Annotated in this window: 10 protein-coding genes; 2 read left to right on the top strand and 8 right to left on the bottom strand. The window is 53.3% G+C overall.

Annotated elements, in window-relative coordinates:
• The 7 genes from GSQ86_RS05800 to GSQ86_RS05770 all read right to left on the bottom strand — a co-directional run bounded on the left by GSQ86_RS05800 (position 1) and on the right by GSQ86_RS05770 (position 10944).
• Entirely contained in the window at positions 1–750 is a 750-nt protein-coding gene (locus GSQ86_RS05800) for a cupin domain-containing protein (RefSeq protein WP_254062170.1), read from the bottom strand.
• A 194-nt stretch (positions 751–944) separates the two neighbouring features.
• The gene (locus tag GSQ86_RS05795; protein WP_158749016.1) at positions 945–2246 is read right to left on the bottom strand and encodes an aminotransferase class V-fold PLP-dependent enzyme; all 1302 of its coding nucleotides are present in this window, start codon (positions 2244–2246) and stop codon (positions 945–947) included.
• Positions 2247–2425: 179 nt separating this feature from the next.
• Positions 2426–5947 (bottom strand): carboxypeptidase regulatory-like domain-containing protein, encoded by a 3522-nt coding sequence (locus GSQ86_RS05790; protein ID WP_158749015.1) that lies wholly within the window; start codon positions 5945–5947, stop codon positions 2426–2428.
• A gap of 204 nt (positions 5948–6151) precedes the next feature.
• The gene (locus tag GSQ86_RS05785; RefSeq protein ID WP_158749014.1) at positions 6152–6925 is read right to left on the bottom strand and encodes a glucosamine-6-phosphate deaminase; all 774 of its coding nucleotides are present in this window, start codon (positions 6923–6925) and stop codon (positions 6152–6154) included.
• 1 nt (position 6926) lies between these two features.
• The gene (locus GSQ86_RS05780) at positions 6927–8069 is read right to left on the bottom strand and encodes an amidohydrolase family protein (RefSeq protein WP_158749013.1); all 1143 of its coding nucleotides are present in this window, start codon (positions 8067–8069) and stop codon (positions 6927–6929) included.
• Positions 8070–8173: 104 nt separating this feature from the next.
• The gene (locus tag GSQ86_RS05775) at positions 8174–9085 is read right to left on the bottom strand and encodes an amidohydrolase family protein (RefSeq protein ID WP_158749012.1); all 912 of its coding nucleotides are present in this window, start codon (positions 9083–9085) and stop codon (positions 8174–8176) included.
• A gap of 281 nt (positions 9086–9366) precedes the next feature.
• Positions 9367–10944 carry a twin-arginine translocation signal domain-containing protein gene (locus tag GSQ86_RS05770; RefSeq protein WP_158749011.1) on the bottom strand — a complete coding sequence of 526 codons (1578 nt, stop codon included), beginning with the start codon at positions 10942–10944 and terminating at the stop codon, positions 9367–9369.
• 434 nt (positions 10945–11378) lie between these two features.
• On the opposite strand from GSQ86_RS05770, the gene GSQ86_RS05765 reads away from it, so the two are divergent.
• Positions 11379–13433 carry a glycoside hydrolase family 36 protein gene (locus GSQ86_RS05765; protein ID WP_254062169.1) on the top strand — a complete coding sequence of 685 codons (2055 nt, stop codon included), beginning with the start codon at positions 11379–11381 and terminating at the stop codon, positions 13431–13433.
• A 43-nt stretch (positions 13434–13476) separates the two neighbouring features.
• Positions 13477–14982 (top strand): right-handed parallel beta-helix repeat-containing protein, encoded by a 1506-nt coding sequence (locus GSQ86_RS05760; protein WP_254062168.1) that lies wholly within the window; start codon positions 13477–13479, stop codon positions 14980–14982.
• A gap of 44 nt (positions 14983–15026) precedes the next feature.
• On the opposite strand, the gene GSQ86_RS05755 is transcribed toward GSQ86_RS05760, so the two are convergent.
• Positions 15027–16877 (bottom strand): hypothetical protein, encoded by a 1851-nt coding sequence (locus tag GSQ86_RS05755; protein WP_158749009.1) that lies wholly within the window; start codon positions 16875–16877, stop codon positions 15027–15029.
• Positions 16878–16960 lie beyond the last annotated feature (83 nt).

Raw genomic sequence — 16960 nt, 5'->3', positions numbered from 1 at the left:
TTAGTGTTCTGCGCCTATTTGCACCATACCCGGATACCACGAGCGCACGGCGAGAATACGCGACTTGACGTTGGCAGCACTGTAATATCCGACGGTGCAGTTGAGCCGAAAGAAATAGGCATCCCCCGCTTTGGCGGGATGCCGCCCCGCGATTCCATCCATTCCGCTCCCTGCCACCATCACGCCGTGGCCGCTCAAGACCAGGTAAATTTCCTCTTCGCGCTCATGGTGATGAGGAAAGTTAGTACCGCCTGGTGCGATCTCCATTAGGAAGAGGCTGGTCAAAACGCGGCCGGCTGCAATGCGGTCGCGCTTGCTGTCGACGTCACCCATCAGCAGACGGTAACGAGTCGAATCGGGATGGCCGCTCACCATAGTTGTCGGCACATCCTCGATATTGGCCTTTAGAGGCTGCGGCGGTGGCTGAGTTTTCTCAAAGCCTTTCGTACGAAAACCCATAATGATCGCGGTTAGTGGCATGTCTGACTTATTGCTCAGAACATGCGGAATCGTTGATGGAATATATAAGTAGTCTTCTTTCTTCAGCGGGACGATTGCATCTCCGTACTTCACGGAGCCCGCGCCTTCGAGCACCACGTACACCTGGTCTTCGTCTGAATATTGAACCAAACGGCAGACGCCATTCGGATCAATCACCACTTCTCCATAACGTGCTACTCCGACGACTACGGATGTATCCGAGTCTCCCTTCCCGAACAACGCCCGGTAGTGGCACGTCTTCGTCGTCATATCTGACTGCTTCTCCCCAACCGCAGAAGTGTCACGATATAGAAAGGTTGGATCGATCTTGCGATCGTTCGCGTGGAGCAGAGGTGCGCAGAAAATTCCTATGACCAGAGCGACGAGCACGACGGCATGGCGTCGGCTGTCTGCCCCATGGCATATTGCGATCGAAGAAAGTCTCTCGGGATCTAGATATCTGTTCACTGCGATTGTTTGCGGGCTTTGTCAAGAATCTGACGTAGGCGATTCCCTACCGTCAGATCTTCTCCCTGCTGTAAGGTCATTGAGATAATTTGCAACACGTTCGGAGGCGCCTCCTCTTTTGCCTTGGGGTCATCGCCTTCGCGGACTGCGGGTACTCCACTTGGATTATTGTTCGTGAGCACCTCGATACGGGGTTCGCCCTCCCGCAGCTGTTGAGCGCATTGGTCCACCGTCAAACCGAACCGCTGCACGTCCCACTTTACCGTCAGGGTCGGATAGCTGTTCTCGTCTTGAGGGGTCATGATGGATGTAGTGACTCCTGGTACGGTTTGAACTAGCTTCTGGATGCGTTCGACCCTGCTCTGCCACTCTTTGGTTAGGTCCGCAAGATCAGCTTGAGACCAATATTCGACTGCTGCAAGAATCCCTATAATCTCTTCTTTGCCGACCTTCATGGGCCGACATACGGCGCCCTCCCATGGATTGTTATTCGCCATTGCGGCATCGATCAGGTCCTTCCGGCCTAGCAGCACCCCGGAACACTGCGGACCACCCAAACCCTTTCCACCGCTAAAGCAATAAAGATCGACGCCGATCTTTGCGTAGCGTCTGAAATTCTCAAACGGGGGAATGCCGGCCGCATCGTCCAATAGCAAGGGGACGCCGGCTGCCCGCGTGATCTTCAGCGTATTCTGCAAGCGGTCGTCCCGCCACGTTGTATAGACCATGGCCGTTTGCGGGGTAATGGCCGACTGCAGATTGTCCACTCCATGCGCAAGCACCAACTTTCCTCCGGCGAGGCGTATCGCACTGTCGAATGCGCTCCGCCCTCCCAGCATCACAACTTCATGTTTCAAACCGGTTGTGTCGGGCAGTTGCCACACATTTTTTGGATCGGTCCCGGCGATGCAGCCCGCAGTCGCCAGAGCCATCGCACCAGCCGAGCCAGACGTGACCATTCCGGATTCGGCACCAGAAAGCTCCGCAAGCTTTTTGCCCGCTGCGCGCTGTAGTTCAAACAAGTCAACAAATTGTCGCGATGCAGCCTCGACCGCTTCCCGCACGCCCGGTAATTCCAATGACCCGCTCAGATACGTCCACGTCCCCCGCGCATTGATCAATGGCCGGACCCCAAGACGGGTATAAACATCGGCGGAGGAAGATTTTCCCGTAGTAGCCGCCACGGTGCTCGCAAAACTTCGCGAGGCAATGGTGGCGAAGAGAGGAGCAGCGGCCAGCAATTTAAGAAAAGATCGCCGATCATTCAGATTATTTTTGAGCTCACGCTCGGGCAGCATAATGTTCCTTTCCTATTGCAGCTGCCCCTAGGGCCCGCTGGTTGTTGTCCGCGTGGAGTCGTGATCGATACCAGTCCAAAGGCGCAAAGTTGGTCGAAATCACTTGCCGTCGATTCAGCATTCGCCCATTGTGCCGCCATCAAACTGGCAACAATTGCAGATCTGAACACAAATTTTTCCTAGAACAGGAACTTCAAGGCAACCTGCATGATACGAGGATCGTTGGCACCAGTTACATAACCGAAACCACCCTGGCCGGTGTTGTTGACGAGCCCATTCGGATTCGTAAACTGCGTATGGTTGAAGACATTGAATGCTTCTGCCCGAAACTGCAGCTTAGTGTTCTCGGTAATATCAGTGGTCTTTAGCAGAGCCATGTCAAAATTATTGATGCCAGGACCGGAGAAGGATCGCCGCATTGCGTTGCCTACCTGCCCGATTGTTTCCGGGACGAAGTAGTTCGGATTGAAATATGGCAGCCCCTTTCGCGGGTTTCGATTTATATAAAGAGGGCTGCCGTTGTTCGCGTAGTTTGGCACATCTACGTTTGCATTGAAGGCACCAAGCAGTGAATTATCGTCATTCTCATTGAGAGTAACCGGCTCTCCCTTGGCAAACGTAGCTACGCCGGAAAGCTCCCATCCAGCGGTGAACAGCTTCGCAATATCCCCTCCGCCGATAAAGTGATCGAAGGGCAATTGTATGGTGTAGCTGGCGACCAGGTTATGCGGAACGTTAAAGCTCGATAATGCGTAGGTTTGGGCCGGATTCAACGGATTGGTCGCATCAAAGGAGTCCGAACCGTTATCCAGCGACTTCTCAAAGGTATATCCAATGAGGAAGTTCAGGTATTTTTCGTTGTGCTCCAGAGTCACCTGCAGCGAGTTGAAGCTGGAGCCGACTGCGGTCTTCATGTAGGGATTGCTGTTGAAGTTAATCCCGAAGGTCGTCCTGGTTCCGTTCACTGTCTGGCCACTCGCCGTGGTATAAACTGTGTCTTCCCCGAACGGCCCGCAAGTCGTCGTACCAGGCGCTACATTGGCTGGGTTACTCAATTGCAGGCAGAGGGACTGGTCTCCTGGATTTGATTCCTCAAACGTCAGCAGCTGCCGCCCGATGGTCCCGACGTAATTCACGCTGAGTACGGTTGCAGTCCCCAATTGCCGCTGAAGAGAGAGTTCCCATTCCTGGACATAGGGCACCTTGTTTTTGTAGTAGTAATAGTCGGATCCGCCGATGGGTGTCGCTCCCGCCCAATTAAAGGTTGTATCGGGATTCTGAGGAGACACGTTGGTTGGAGGAAAGACGAAGGGAAACTTCTGTCCGGCCGGAGTTCCCGATGGCCGATCGACAAACGGTGTGGCCAGCTCAGTCGATGACACAGAATAGTAGTTGCCATAAGGAGCATCGCCTACCTCGACGAATCCGGTGGCGTCCTCAATAGAGCTATAGAAGATACCGTAACCCGCACGTATGCTGCTTTTTCCGGCAGCGCCCAACACCTTGCCGAGGAAACCGTCGCTCACGTCTGGCGCCCAGGCAAAGCCGATCCTGGGACCAAAGTTGGTGTACTTGGTTGGCCCGAGCGTGCGCGGGATGCCCGGGTCTCCGGGCACCACCAGACCGAGGGGAGCACCGGGAAATGATAGCGATTGTTCACCGGGAACGACCGTTTCCAGCTTGTTCTGGGTGTCGTACCAGGGAGTAGCGGCTTCCCATCGCAGGCCGTAGTTGAGGGTGAAATTGCGGTTCACACGCCAGCTATCCTGACCATAAAATCCATAATATTTGCTTCGCGAATCGAGAAGCTGCTGGCTGGCCTGCACAAAACTGGTGGGCGCCCCAATCAGGAAATCGGCGAAGTCCAGGCCAGTCTCTGCGCCATCAAAACCAAAACACCCGTTGTAGCAGTCATAGTTACGCTCGTTGATCTGGTTGTAGTGGAGGTTGGTGCCAAACTGCAGAGTGTGCGTTCCAAAGACCTTGGTGACGTTATCGATGATCTGGAAGGTGTTGTTATATTGCCTCAATGCGTCAGGCGGGACACCAAGGCTGAAGTTGTTGAACATAAAGTTTGAAACACCCTCGTACGCAGGGTTGATAGGGGAGATACCGCCCTCGGGGCCCCACGGAGTAACAAAACCCTGCGAGGCAAGCGAGACACCCAAACCCTGGCCTGAGGTTGGTTGGCCGGTCAGGTTTACGTCGCGCAGATATGCGAGACGAAGATCGTTGACGGTCGATGAGTTAAACGTGGTCGTCAACCCTAAATTGATCATTTGCGTTTGACCCTGATTGGTTGCAGAAAAGCCCGGGACGTTTACCTGGCTATACGGATTCTCGGTGTGGAATCGGTCAATGAAGTAATAGCCGAACACAGCGCCGATTCGTGTAGGAATGTCGATCCGGCCGCTTCCCTTATCGTCGCTCAATGTCCCGTTGTAGGCAGAGGTGGAGTAGTTAGGGGTATTGTTGACAACTCCATTGGCCGTAGGGAGGAACTTCAGCGAGTTCACCGCAACCGGCGACCACGCGCTTTGAGGAATGACAGCATTGGGAAAGACGCAAGTTCCGGGATCCGCGCAGCCAGGAGTGTAATAATTTTCTCCCTGCGTTACCGGATATCCCAATGTCTGAGAGAGAGTGTTAGCCCAGCCGGCACCGACTACTGTGCCAGTGAGCGCGTCCGCCTGGTCCGTCAGGTCACCCGTGCGATCGGCATCTGAAGGCACGGGATAGCTCTGAGTCTGGCCCAAAATCTGCCGGGTTCCCTGGTAATCGCCAAACCAGAAGATCTTGTTCTTGCGGATCGGACCGCCCACCGTACCGCCGAATTGATTCTGGATGAAAACGCCGCGTGTCGGAGCGTAGTAGTTTCTGGCATCCAGATCGGTGTTGCGCAGGAAATCGAACGCCGTGCCGTGATACTGATTGGTTCCGGACTTGGTGACAACATTGACCTGGCCACCGCTGTAGTTTCCATACTCCGCATCGAAGTTGTTGGTGATGATACGGAACTGGGCGATGGAGTCGAGATTGGGGATCATTGCGGCGCCGTTGTGGACGCCTTCTTCCGCATTTGCCCCATTCACCATGAATGCGTTGGATCCGGTGCGGCCCCCGTTGACGGATTGTTGGCCGTTGTCCAGGTCACCCGAGACCTGAGTCGCTCCGACTCCCGATGTGCTGCTGTCCTGGCTATGGGAATAAGGCGATACGCCTGGTTGCAACTTCAACAGGTCGATGTAGGAACGTCCGTTCAACGGCACAGAAGTAATCTTTTGGCCGTCAATGACTACGCCATTCTGCGTGCTCTGTGTCTCCACTTGCAGAGTGTCGCTTTTTACACTGACAGTATTGGTAACCGTGCCGAGCTGCATGATGATGTCGATGCGGAGCGCGGAGTTCGCATCTATCTTCACGCCGGTTTGGATATAGTCGCGGTAACCCTGCTGGCTGACCGTCACGTTATAAATGTCAACGCTCAAAGTCGGGAAGCTGTAAAAACCCTTCGAATCGCTGACTGCGGTGGTCTTCACGTTCGTCGACAAACTCGTAGCTACTACGGTCAATCCTGGCATGACGGCTCCGCTGGGGTCAGTAACCACTCCAGAAATCGAGCCGGTAATGGCCGCCCACATGGCAGCTGTTCCCAGAAGCGCGGCTAATAAGAAGATAGCTAACCTGATAAATCGAGCCATGGCGGTCCGACCTTTCAAATCAAGACTAGTGAGCAATTGGAGTCAGGGTAATACGAAAGCGATCGATGGAAAGCGATAGTAATAGTAAGACCCCAAGGAGTCAACACAGAAAATATTGGCGTATCGGCATAGGCGGACCGAGAGTGGCCTGAAGGTCCGGTTTGCCGACGACCGAGCGGTCGTGTTGCACCATACCTCTCACAATCAAGGAAGCAGATCGTTCAGCTCCGCAGCTGAAGCTTCATCCAGGTAGATTGTGGCGTTGGGATGTGTACGCAGAATGGTAGCAGGGCAATCGGTAGAAATCGATTCAGTCAGGCTACGGCGAACGATCGTTGCCTTACGGATTCCTGGAACCGACACGATGAGTCGCGGGACGCGCAGAAGTGCCGGGATTGTAATGGTGATCGCAGATTCGGGAACCTCGTCGGTGCTGGCAAACCATCCCTCGGCAGCTTGCTGCTCTCTGCACACACGGTCAAGATGAACGACCTTCACATCCAAGGGGTCATTAAAATCGGCTACTCCCGGATCGTTGAACGCGAGATGCCCATTTTCTCCAATACCCATGAGACAAAGCTGAGGCTCAGCGATGCATAGCTTCGCGGCATAGTCACGGCTGAATGCCTCGGCATCAGGCGCAGTGCCATCCACTTCATTGAATTCTCTCAGGCTCACCTTCTCTGTCAGTTTCTCTCGCAGGTATCCGCGAAACGACGCCGGATGGCTGATCGGAAGGCCGATATATTCATCCATGTGAAAACCACGCACTCTGGTCCATGGAAGATTGTCCATCTTCGTAAGCGCATCAAGCGTAACAAGCTGCGAAGCACCAGTAGCGAAAATCACATTGATTGTTTCTTCACGTTTTTCAATTTCCTTGATGGCCTCGGCTGCCGCCTGTGCCGCTGCTTTTCCCATTGAAACCGCATCTGGATAAATCTCGACTCTTGCGGTTTCAACCTGGAAGCTTCGCATCCTACATGACTCCTGGGATCCAGTGCAGAGCGTTGTCATGGTAAAGCTTGTGCAGTACTGCGGTGGGAAGAGCTAACCCCTGCACCTGATGATCCCTGTATTGAAGTGAATCGGATGTCGCGAGGAAGCGCCAATCGAAGGCGTAGGAGCTCTCCCACTGCTTCACTGCATCTTGAGCTTTTGCTTCTGGGGCAAGGCTGTGATCGGTCGCGTAAATTAACCGGTCCTGATACTTCTCGATGAAGGCAATCGCATCTGTCCGCGGCAGCATAACAATGTAAGGCATGCGAGCTGCAATATCCACTGCGAAGTTCGGATAACGGTCAAGGCGATCCGCCAATAGTTTGAAATCGGCTTCCATACTGCCCAGGTGCGCGCCCACAACACGAAGCTTCGGATTCCTCTCGAGGACATGATCGCGAGCTACCAGAATCGCCGCCTTCGATGGCGCATTCGGCTTTTTATACATGTACCACTCTGGGTGCTGCATGTAATACCCATAGTCTGGTGATTTAGGCGTTGGCGGCTCCCAGATAGAATCTGGATCAGCCAGGTGAGCGATGAGTGTTTTATCGCGATCTGAAATTTCCTTATAAATCGGTTCAAACACAGGATCGTCCGGCATCAGGTAGCGTCCCTTGGGATCTTTGACCTGTTCGCCAATGTTCTTCCATATCTTCACGGCTGCTGCTCCATGATCGAAATCGTTATCGATCTCCGCGATAGCAGCATTCCTGAAAGAAGGTTCACGGTAAAGAAATGGATCGAATGTCGTGCACATAGTTGCATATCCGTGGCTGACATTCACAAAGCCCCAAACCTGCCGCCGCTCTTCATCCAGCGACTTCTGATCGGGATCGCGCGCCACGACGATGTCGAGAATATGGAGATTCAGCCGCTCAAGCAATGCGACCAATTCAGGTGAGCTCTGATAAACGTGAGTATGTGTATCGATGGGATCGAGTGCGGCGAATTGCTGGAGCTCCTGGGTGGAAAACGGCCCGGTCACCGGAGCCTCTGTGGCTAAAGAGGATGTAGCTGGCGCTGCAGGCCGTGCTTTACATCCGCATACCGCCGCTGCGGCATATACGAGCAAGAATGTCCATGCTAACTGCCACTTCACTTCGAGATGTACTCGCCGCATATCGTGCCTCGCTTTGAATCGGTCAGGAGAGCAGGTTTGTTCCCCAGCTGGCAGAGTCAGAATCCTGCCGCCAATGAAGCATGATCACTGAAGCGTCTCGTTTGTTACTGCCTATCTGCCGCCATTTCCCTTGCCTGCTGTTGAAGAATGTTCCACATCGTTCCAGAGAAAATCTCCTCCTGTGACTTCTGCGGAACCTCACACGCATCCAGCATGGCGTGATAACGCGACAACGCACCATCGAACTCATCAAGTTCTCCATTGAAGACATCCGAACCGAAGACGAGCTTCTCAAAGGCGTTCGCCCCGTTCTTCGGTGTATGAGGACTGACGAGACCGCTCCACCAGAAAATCGACTGGAAGAAACGGTAGTCGTTCTTCTTCTTGAGAAGAGTCGTTCCCGAAACATCAAAATATAGATTTGGATCCCATCTACCAATTTCGGCTGCTTCGGCATAATCAGGATTTCCAAGATGAGCGCCGATAATCGTCAGCTTCGGCCAGTGCCGCGCGATCAGATCAAGACGAGTCACGCGACTTCGGTCGAAACTGATGTCAGCTGGCTGTTCTGGGTGTAGTCGGTTGACAATACCTGTATGGAAGAGAAGAAGCATGTGGTATCTGTCGGCACGATCATAGATAGGCCAGTAGGAACGGTCATCGTAGTTCTTCAGTGTAGAGGTAATTTCGCCTAAGCCACGAAAGCCTGCCTGATGAAATCTGTCGATCTCATCCAGGACGTTCACGTCGTCTAATTTCACATCTCCAAACCCGACGAAACGATCCGGGTGCTCTCGGATAAATCTAGTTGCCTCAGGCAATCCTTGAGGCGTTGTCAGCAATATTGCCATTCCATCGACGGCGTTCAACTTAACGAGAAGCTTCTCCAAAACACCTGGCTCGCCGTTGTAATGTATATGAACGTCGATCAGCCTTGGAGTGCCGGCTTGCGCTAACGCTGAAATTACGACCGAAAATGTAAAGAGCAATGCCCCCAATCGGTGAAACGGCTTCATTGATTTCTCATTTCGTCCTTCAGATTTGCTGCAGTGAAGTACGTCCGACAGGCTCGCTTCGTAACTGCTGCCTGATTCATTTCAGATCGGTGATAACAGCCTCGTCATAAGTCAATGATTATTCACAATAATCGTGAGAATTTTCCCAAACCAGCGATCCCTTTTTTCGGAATCGTTGTTTACCTTGCGGTGAGCGTCAAGATTCGGCGTAAATGCATGCTCCGCCACGCGACTGCAAAGGTAGCTAAGACGAGCGTCTCTTGGATCAGAGCAATCGTAGCCTAGACCTGCCGACGGAGGTTGGGACGCAGTGTGAGCGAGCCATCATCGTTCAGCTTCTGGTGACAAGCCCACCGCACGGGATAGCGCATTCCCTTTACCTCAATCTCAGCTCTAAGTTTCAATCCTTTCCAATCTACGACGTTCGGAAGCACGAACTGTGCCTGCCGAATCTTGCCCGGCAACGGATAACCGGCGTCCAGACAACCGCTCTTGAGTACCTTTCCGTCCTGGCTCTCCACAGTTACTCTCAATACACCTGGTACACCCGCGATGCCGTCATTTGCGAAACCGATAATCAACCCTTGATAACTGTCGTCCCTATAGCTCCAGATAAAAGACGGCCTCACCCGATACCCAATCCGGCGACTAATTCGGTCGAACGCTGCCGGATAAGCCTGGTAGTAGCTCATCAGATTCTTTGCATTGATCTGGTGAAAGTTCCAGAGCGAAAAGTAATTCGCCCCGACATCGATCACATGAGCAATCATGTTTTCTGCCGGAGATATCCCTTCATATGCCGCGCCCGGATCAGGAGGTTTCCCGGGAAGCCCTTGCTCGAGTAATGCGGCAATCCAGGGCGGCCGATTGCTGAGCGCTTCAATCTGCTCGTTCTCGATAAAGATTGTGTCACTTCGAATCCAATTGTTGCTGCGGACCGTGCGGTCCAGCAGTTCTGAATTACCAACCCGGCTGAAGTCCGGTTGCGTATTGGTGAGCAAAGGAGTCTTCGAAAAGTGCTCGAGTTGGACTTCGAGCATATTCATCCAGGTCCGCTCTGCTGTCTGGTAGTTTGGGAAAGGATTGTTGGCGAATGGCCACGTGTGCCCCTCGCCCCAGAAGCCGTACATAAAGGTGTCGATAAATTCGATGAGCGGGTTGCCATTGAATTCCGCTGCCAATTGTTCAACCAGTTCTTTGAATGCCTGCTGGAAAAAAGGATGGTCAAACCGGGGTTGATAACGCGAGTGCGGATTCTCCAAAAACCTTTTCCCGTCCGCGCTGCTTTCTTGATCGCTAACAACGAGATTTACTTTCGGCACTTTATCGAGAACAAAATCTGGCAGGGCTGCTTCGTGCGTGTAGTCAGGAGCGGACATCTGAATCCGCAATCCGACACGCTTGTTGTTTTTCTTCGCCGCTTCAAAAACCAGCTTCACATAATCGGGCAACTCCAGGCGCCCGGGCCTCGGCTGCACTTCCCTCCACGTCGGACGGATGTAAAGCTGCTGGCCTAATGGAAAACGAGCTAAATCCTCAATTGCTTGCGGAATATTGTCTGATTTGATTTCCTCGGTGCCACTGTCTGCTGTGATATAGGTGACGAGTCCCATGCCATAGTTCGGCACGGCGCCTTCCGATGGAGTAGTAGTCATCACCACATCGTCAGTGGGGATAACCGCATCCGGTGGATATTGAGGGAACGGGCCTTGATTGAGCCGATCCGTCACCTGAGGCCCGGAGCCATAGTCGAACTTTCCCCAATTGTGAGCGGGCACTTTGGCCTGCGCTTTACCCATTCCAAGTTCTGCAGCTACCGCAGCAGCGACAGTGCTCTTTAGAAAGTCTCTACGTTGCATTTGGAGTGATTTCCTCACCTATGGTTCGAATACATTCGACCGAATGTCCTGGAACTCCAATTTCAATAGGAAATTTACATCTTTCAGCAAACTGTCGAAATATTACTGTTTATAGGGTTTTACTTTCGTTTTCCAGCACAGGCGTTAAATCCTTCAATGACCTCTTGATAAAAGCTGTTTAAAAGGTTATCAGCGGGTTCCGAAAGATGGCGAGAATACAATCCACATCCACGCATACAAGATGCATACCTGCCCATCTCTGTCGATCCAAAATCCATTGACTATGCGTGTCTTTCCTTGTATTACAAGCTCTTACGCTTTATTTCGTTACATCTTTCTTTACATTGTTGGCTGTAGTCAAGGACAATCCTGTGCGTTCACCGAAAATTGTGATTTTGCAATCTGACAATGACCTGTTCCGAAGATTGAAATCAGTGGCGGCAGCCAGGCTTTGGATTGTTTTCGTCAGTGTGTTTGCAGTTTCTTCATTCGCAGCAGCGACGGATGTACCCGGCGGTAATCCTCGAATTCAAGGCGGCAAGGTCCGCATTGAGTTCGACAACCACCTGCGCAGCCGGGTGGTTGCCTGTTTCGATAAGAAGGAAACCGTGTTGGGGCCATTCACGGCTTCTGAGACTGTGACAACCGCCGATAAGCTCTGGACCGGATTCCTTCTGACCTCGCAAACACACGAGCACACAAAAGACGCTTTCGGTGAAGGCGAGCGGCTCACCGTGGAGGGAAAGGCAGGCGCCCTCACAAAGAGGGTCTCCGTCACGATATACAACGACTTTCCCGCGATGGCGTTCTTTGATGTCCAGTACACCAATACCGGAACCTCGAAGCTCGTGATCAAAAGTTGGACCAACAACTCATACACGGTGAGCGCCCAATCCGGTGTGGGCGGGCAAGCTTTCTGGTCTTACCAGAGTGGCTCCTACGAGAAACGTCCCAACTGGGTCGTACCGCTTCACACCAATTTTCGACAGGAAAATTATCAAGGCATGAATGCCAGCGACTATGGGGGCGGCACGCCGATAGTCGATGTCTGGCGGCGGGACGTTGGAATAGCTGTGGGACACGTCGAGCCGCGGCCGAAGCTCGTTTCCTTGCCTGTATCGATGCCCGATGCTCTACACGCTGAAATCGCCGTACGTTTCGCCAAAGCCATCTCATTAAGCCCCGGCGAAAGTTTTCATACTTTTCGCACCTTCGTCGCCGTCCACCAGGGAGACTACTTCCGCGCGCTCGTCGACTATCGGCGCTTCATGACGAAAGAAGGTTTCCAAATGGCGACAGCTCCCGATGCCGCTTTCGGCGCCATTTGGTGCGCATGGGGATATGGCCGATCCGTTCAGCCTAAGCAGGTGTACGACACACTTCCGACGGCGAAGCGACTGGGATTTAAGTGGGTCACTCTTGACGACGGTTGGCAGAACAATGTGGGCGATTGGGCGCTTGATCCCAAGAAATTCCCACATGGAGACGCAGACATGAAGGCCCTGGTTGACCGTATTCACCAGGAAGGATTCAAGGCCCAGCTCTGGTGGTCACCGCTCAGCGCGGTGCCAGGCTCGCAATTGCTGCGGGATCATCCCGACTACGAGTTGTTGAATCGCGACGGATCCAGGAGAAAAGTTTCCTGGTGGAACTCCTACTATTTGTGTCCAGCGGATCACCGCGTCGTGGAGTACCACAAGGCATTGGTCAAAAAGATATTGGTCGATTGGGGATTTGACGGACTGAAGCTAGATGGTCAGGACATGAACGGAGTTCCGGCCTGCTATAACCATGCTCACCATCATGCGCAACCGGAGGATTCGGTCGAAGCTCTGCCGGATTTCTTTCGCGCAATCTACGATACCGCACAGTCTGTAAAACCTGGGGCGCTAGTGGAATTCTGCCCCTGCGGCACGGCGTACTCTTTTTTCACCATGCCGCACTTCAATATGTCGGTGGCTTCCGACCCGGAAAGTTCCTTTCAGGTTCGCTCCAAGGCTAAAACGTTAAAGGCCCTGATGGGAGACAACGTTCCATTCTTCGGCGATCACGTCGAACTCAGCGATGGCGGCAATGACTTTGCGTCCACTGTGGGAGTAGGAGGCGTCGTGGGAACGCAGTTTGTTCTTCCGTCTTTAGTCACAAAGCACGGCAAATCCGATCTGACTCCTGAGCGCGAGAAGGAATTTGAAAAATGGCTTCGCATCTATCGGGAAAAGATGTTGTCCAAAGGACAATATCTGGGGCAGCTCTATGACATCGGCTTCGATCTGCCGGAGACGCATGTCATCCGCAAAGACCGGACCATGTATTACGCCTTTTTTGCAAAACAGTGGAAAGGGGCAGTCGAACTGCGCGGCCTCGAAGACCGGAACTACAGTGTCGTGGACTACCTTACAGGAAAAAGCCTGGGGATAGTGTCAGGACACAACGCGCATCTGCCGATCGAATTCACCGGCAATTTGCTTATAGAGGCGCAGCCGCAATGAACAGTCTTACAAACTGGCGTTGTGTGTTCTTGAGAGGACGAGCGTGAAATTTCTGTCCCTTATTATGTTATCGGTGTGCGTATCCGGAGCCTTTGGCCAATCCAGCTCCTCCTTCTACGTATCGAATACCGGGAATGATTTGAATCCCGGCACACAAACGTCACCTTGGCGCACCATTCAACATGCCGCAGATACTGTGCGCGCGGGTAGTACCGTCAATGTGCGAGGTGGAATTTACGAAGAGCGCGTAACCATCAGCGCATCAGGCAACCCCACGGATGGATACATTACTTTTCGAAGCTATCCCGGAGAGAGGGCTGTCCTCGACGCAGAGGGTCTTACTCCCAATGGCAGAAGCGCGATATTGACTATTCACAACAAGAGTTACGTCAGGGTTGAAGGCTTTGAAATTCGCAACTACCGCACCGCCGAACATCAGCTCACTCCATTGGGCATCAGTGTTATGGGTGCCGGATCCCATATAGAACTGCTAAAGAATAACGTCCATCATATTGAGCAGACGTTTGACGGGCGCGATGGTCCGGGGCACGGAGCCAACGCGTTTGGCATTGCTGTATACGGTACCGACTCCAAGACCCCTATTAGTGAACTGGTCATAGACGGCAACGAAGTGCATCATCTCAAGACCGGTTCAAGCGAATCGCTCGTAGTGAATGGGAACGTCACGAACTTCCGCATTACGCGCAATGTTGTCCACGACAACAACAACATCGGAATCGACGTCATCGGTTTCGAGCGCACCGCTCCCGACCCAGCAGTTGACCAGGCGCGCGACGGAGTGGTGAGCGGCAATCTGGTTTACAACATTACATCGCGCGGCAATCCGGCATATGGCAATGATGAATCTTCCGATGGTATTTACGTAGACGGTGGCACCAGAGTCCTGATCGAACAGAATGTCATCCATGATGTGGATTTTGGAATCGAACTGGCCAGTGAGCACAAGGACCGCGCCACCAGTTACATCACTGCACGAAATAACCTTATCTATCACGGCCATACCGCCGGTGTTTCCATCGGAGGTTATGCGCCTGAGCGCGGACACACAGAGCATTGCACCGTGGTTAACAACACGCTCTACGACAACGATACGTCGGGCACAGGATCTGGTGAATTCCAGATGCAGTGGAACATGACGGACAATATTTTTGTCAACAACATAGTCTACGCGGGGCCCCGCTGCCTTCTCACGGTGAACAAATCGCAGACTAATAAAAGCCAGCCGCCCGTCATTGTCGATCACAACCTTTATTACTGCGCCTCCGGATCAAAGGCGAGCAAATGGGGAGCGTCTTCCGCCGCTATGACAGGATTCGACAACTATGTTCAGTCAACGGGGAATGACCGTCATTCCCGTTTTCTGGATCCGCATTTTGTTGATGCTCCCAAGGATTTTCATCTGCGATCAGATTCTCCCGCGATTGCTGCTGGCACGTCCGACAAAGTGCCGGTGGGAGAACTGGATCTTGAAGGCTCACCGCGCGTCAAATCCGGAAACATAGACATCGGCTGCTACCAAACAAAATAGGAAGGAGTCTATTTACACCTGGCGCCGTGAAGTTTTGAGGTTAATCAGTTGATCCATGCGATCGCCCCTCGTTCGACGGATGGAAGCGTAAACCGCATCTGGCCGCCCCGTTGCTTTCCGGAGATCCTCGACTCAACTCCCAGGAATGGAAGGATGTGGAGTTGCGTACCCGGGGGCGCTTGCAACGTAATCTGTATATCGTGTTGTGTGCGCGGCGTCGCTACCTCGCCGGCCTTCAGGCCATCGAAGTTCGCGAGGAATATGAACTGACGCCTGCCGATCGTTGCGACGTGAGCTACGAGGTTTCGTGATGCCGTGACTTCGACCTTGTCGGAGAGATGGAGGGAACGGAGGAAATCGATCGCCCATGGGGAATCGGGGCTGCTGAAGTCCGTCTCCGCATTTTTTAAGTACGCGCGCTCTGGAGCATCAGGATACCGAACTGCGTTGCTCAAATCGTTCAACTTTGCTTCAGCCTGGCCAGTCATGATCACTCGGCCACCGTGCGCAGAAAATCGGTGTATGGCGTTTGATTCTGCATCGCTCATGACACGGACGTCAGGAAGAATGAGTACCTGTCGATCAAAGCTATTCACGGTTCGCGGGGTCACAATTCTGAACTGGATGTGATTCCGCAGCAAAAGCAGCAGCACACCTCGATACGAAGCGACAAAGTCTCGGGGATAGAAGTTCCGCGTGGTGTCGGAGAAGTACACGCCGACCTCACCGGTAGGTTCGCGGTGCACACCGAAGATATCCTCATGAGCGGCAACCCATTTGAAGATCTCGATGCGCGTCGCCAGGTCATTCGAGCCGGACATAACATGCCCTTTTGCATCCCAAAAATTCGCCCCCGCCATTAACTCCGACATGGCCAGATTGAGCATGGCATCCCGGGGGGCCACATGGGCCGCCCCATCCCATGAGTAGTTGAGGATCCATGTCGGCTTGTCGCCGGCGAAAGCACGAAAGCTACGAATGCCAATCTGATATTGAAACCAATCCAGAGGGGTGCGCGAGGCTGCCGTGTGATCTTCACTCTCGCCGAATTCGTATTCATGGGCAATCGCGTCAACCTGCGGATAAAGTTGGTAGACATCCGCGCCAACCCGAGGTGCCTCCGCTTCGATACCAGGATAGATCTCAGGGATAAGCGATATCGACGGGTTGACAGCGACGGCGTTGCTGAGAATCTCCGCAAGAAAGTCGGTGATGGTCTGAATGCGGAATTCGACCCACTTGCGAAAGCCTGGATCAGCAGTATCTCCCAGCTTTATGTCCTTGCGCGCATCGAGACCAGTTTGTGCCCGGAACGCCGCGACTGTATTGTCATCGAAGCTCGCCCAGCTATCTTCCCATCCGGTGAAGTGGGTCATCCAGTAGGGGATGTCGACATAAATGCCATCGATGCCGGTAGCTGCGATCTGGCGGATGCGCTCCATGTACATCTTGCGCCAATCCGCTGCATACGGACTGACCCACACGTCCTCTTCCCCTTTGGCTATCCAAAACGCGGCCTTGGTATCAAAAACAGCCGGCTCGCCGGAAAGCTTGCGCTGCAACCACTGCGGGTGCTCTTTGGCCAGGGTATGCGGGCTGTCCGCATGGGCGGAAATACATTCGAATCCCGCAATATAGACGAACGCCTTATTGTTTACGCGATGGGCCGCAGCGGCGACAAGACGGATGGCCTCTAGCTTTTCGCTGGGATTCCAAAGGCTCTCGTATCGGCCAGGGATGTCATTATCCACTTCAATTCCGTAGACGCCGCTGGCCTGTGCCTGCTGGACAATCTGTTCTGCATTTTTGGGGGTCAACGGGTAAGCGGCGATGCGCACCTTCTGCAACCAGGCTCGGTCGGGCTGCTGAGCCGGAAGCGATCTGGGGGTCGACAAAAGCGCGGCGCCCGAGAGGAGTAAAAAGAGCCGTGCTTTCCTGCTCGCGCGGTGAATCATTTGGATCACATGCCTTTCACACC

The sequence above is a fragment of the Acidobacterium sp. S8 genome (assembly GCF_009765985.1).
In the GTDB taxonomy this organism is placed as follows: Bacteria; Acidobacteriota; Terriglobia; order Terriglobales; family Acidobacteriaceae; genus Alloacidobacterium.
Note: the sequence above shows the minus strand (reverse complement) of the source record. Positions and strands in the feature narration are given on the sequence as shown.

Bases quoted from the DNA above. Each gene is read 5' to 3' on its own strand.
- GSQ86_RS05800 (WP_254062170.1), bottom strand. From the start codon at position 750: ATGACGACGAAGACGTGCCACTACCGGGCGTTGTTCGGGAAGGGAGAC.
- GSQ86_RS05795 (WP_158749016.1), bottom strand. From the start codon at position 2,246: ATGCTGCCCGAGCGTGAGCTCAAAAATAATCTGAATGATCGGCGATCT.
- GSQ86_RS05790 (WP_158749015.1), bottom strand. From the start codon at position 5,947: ATGGCTCGATTTATCAGGTTAGCTATCTTCTTATTAGCCGCGCTTCTG.
- GSQ86_RS05785 (WP_158749014.1), bottom strand. From the start codon at position 6,925: ATGCGAAGCTTCCAGGTTGAAACCGCAAGAGTCGAGATTTATCCAGAT.
- GSQ86_RS05780 (WP_158749013.1), bottom strand. From the start codon at position 8,069: ATGCGGCGAGTACATCTCGAAGTGAAGTGGCAGTTAGCATGGACATTC.
- GSQ86_RS05775 (WP_158749012.1), bottom strand. From the start codon at position 9,085: ATGAAGCCGTTTCACCGATTGGGGGCATTGCTCTTTACATTTTCGGTC.
- GSQ86_RS05770 (WP_158749011.1), bottom strand. From the start codon at position 10,944: ATGCAACGTAGAGACTTTCTAAAGAGCACTGTCGCTGCTGCGGTAGCT.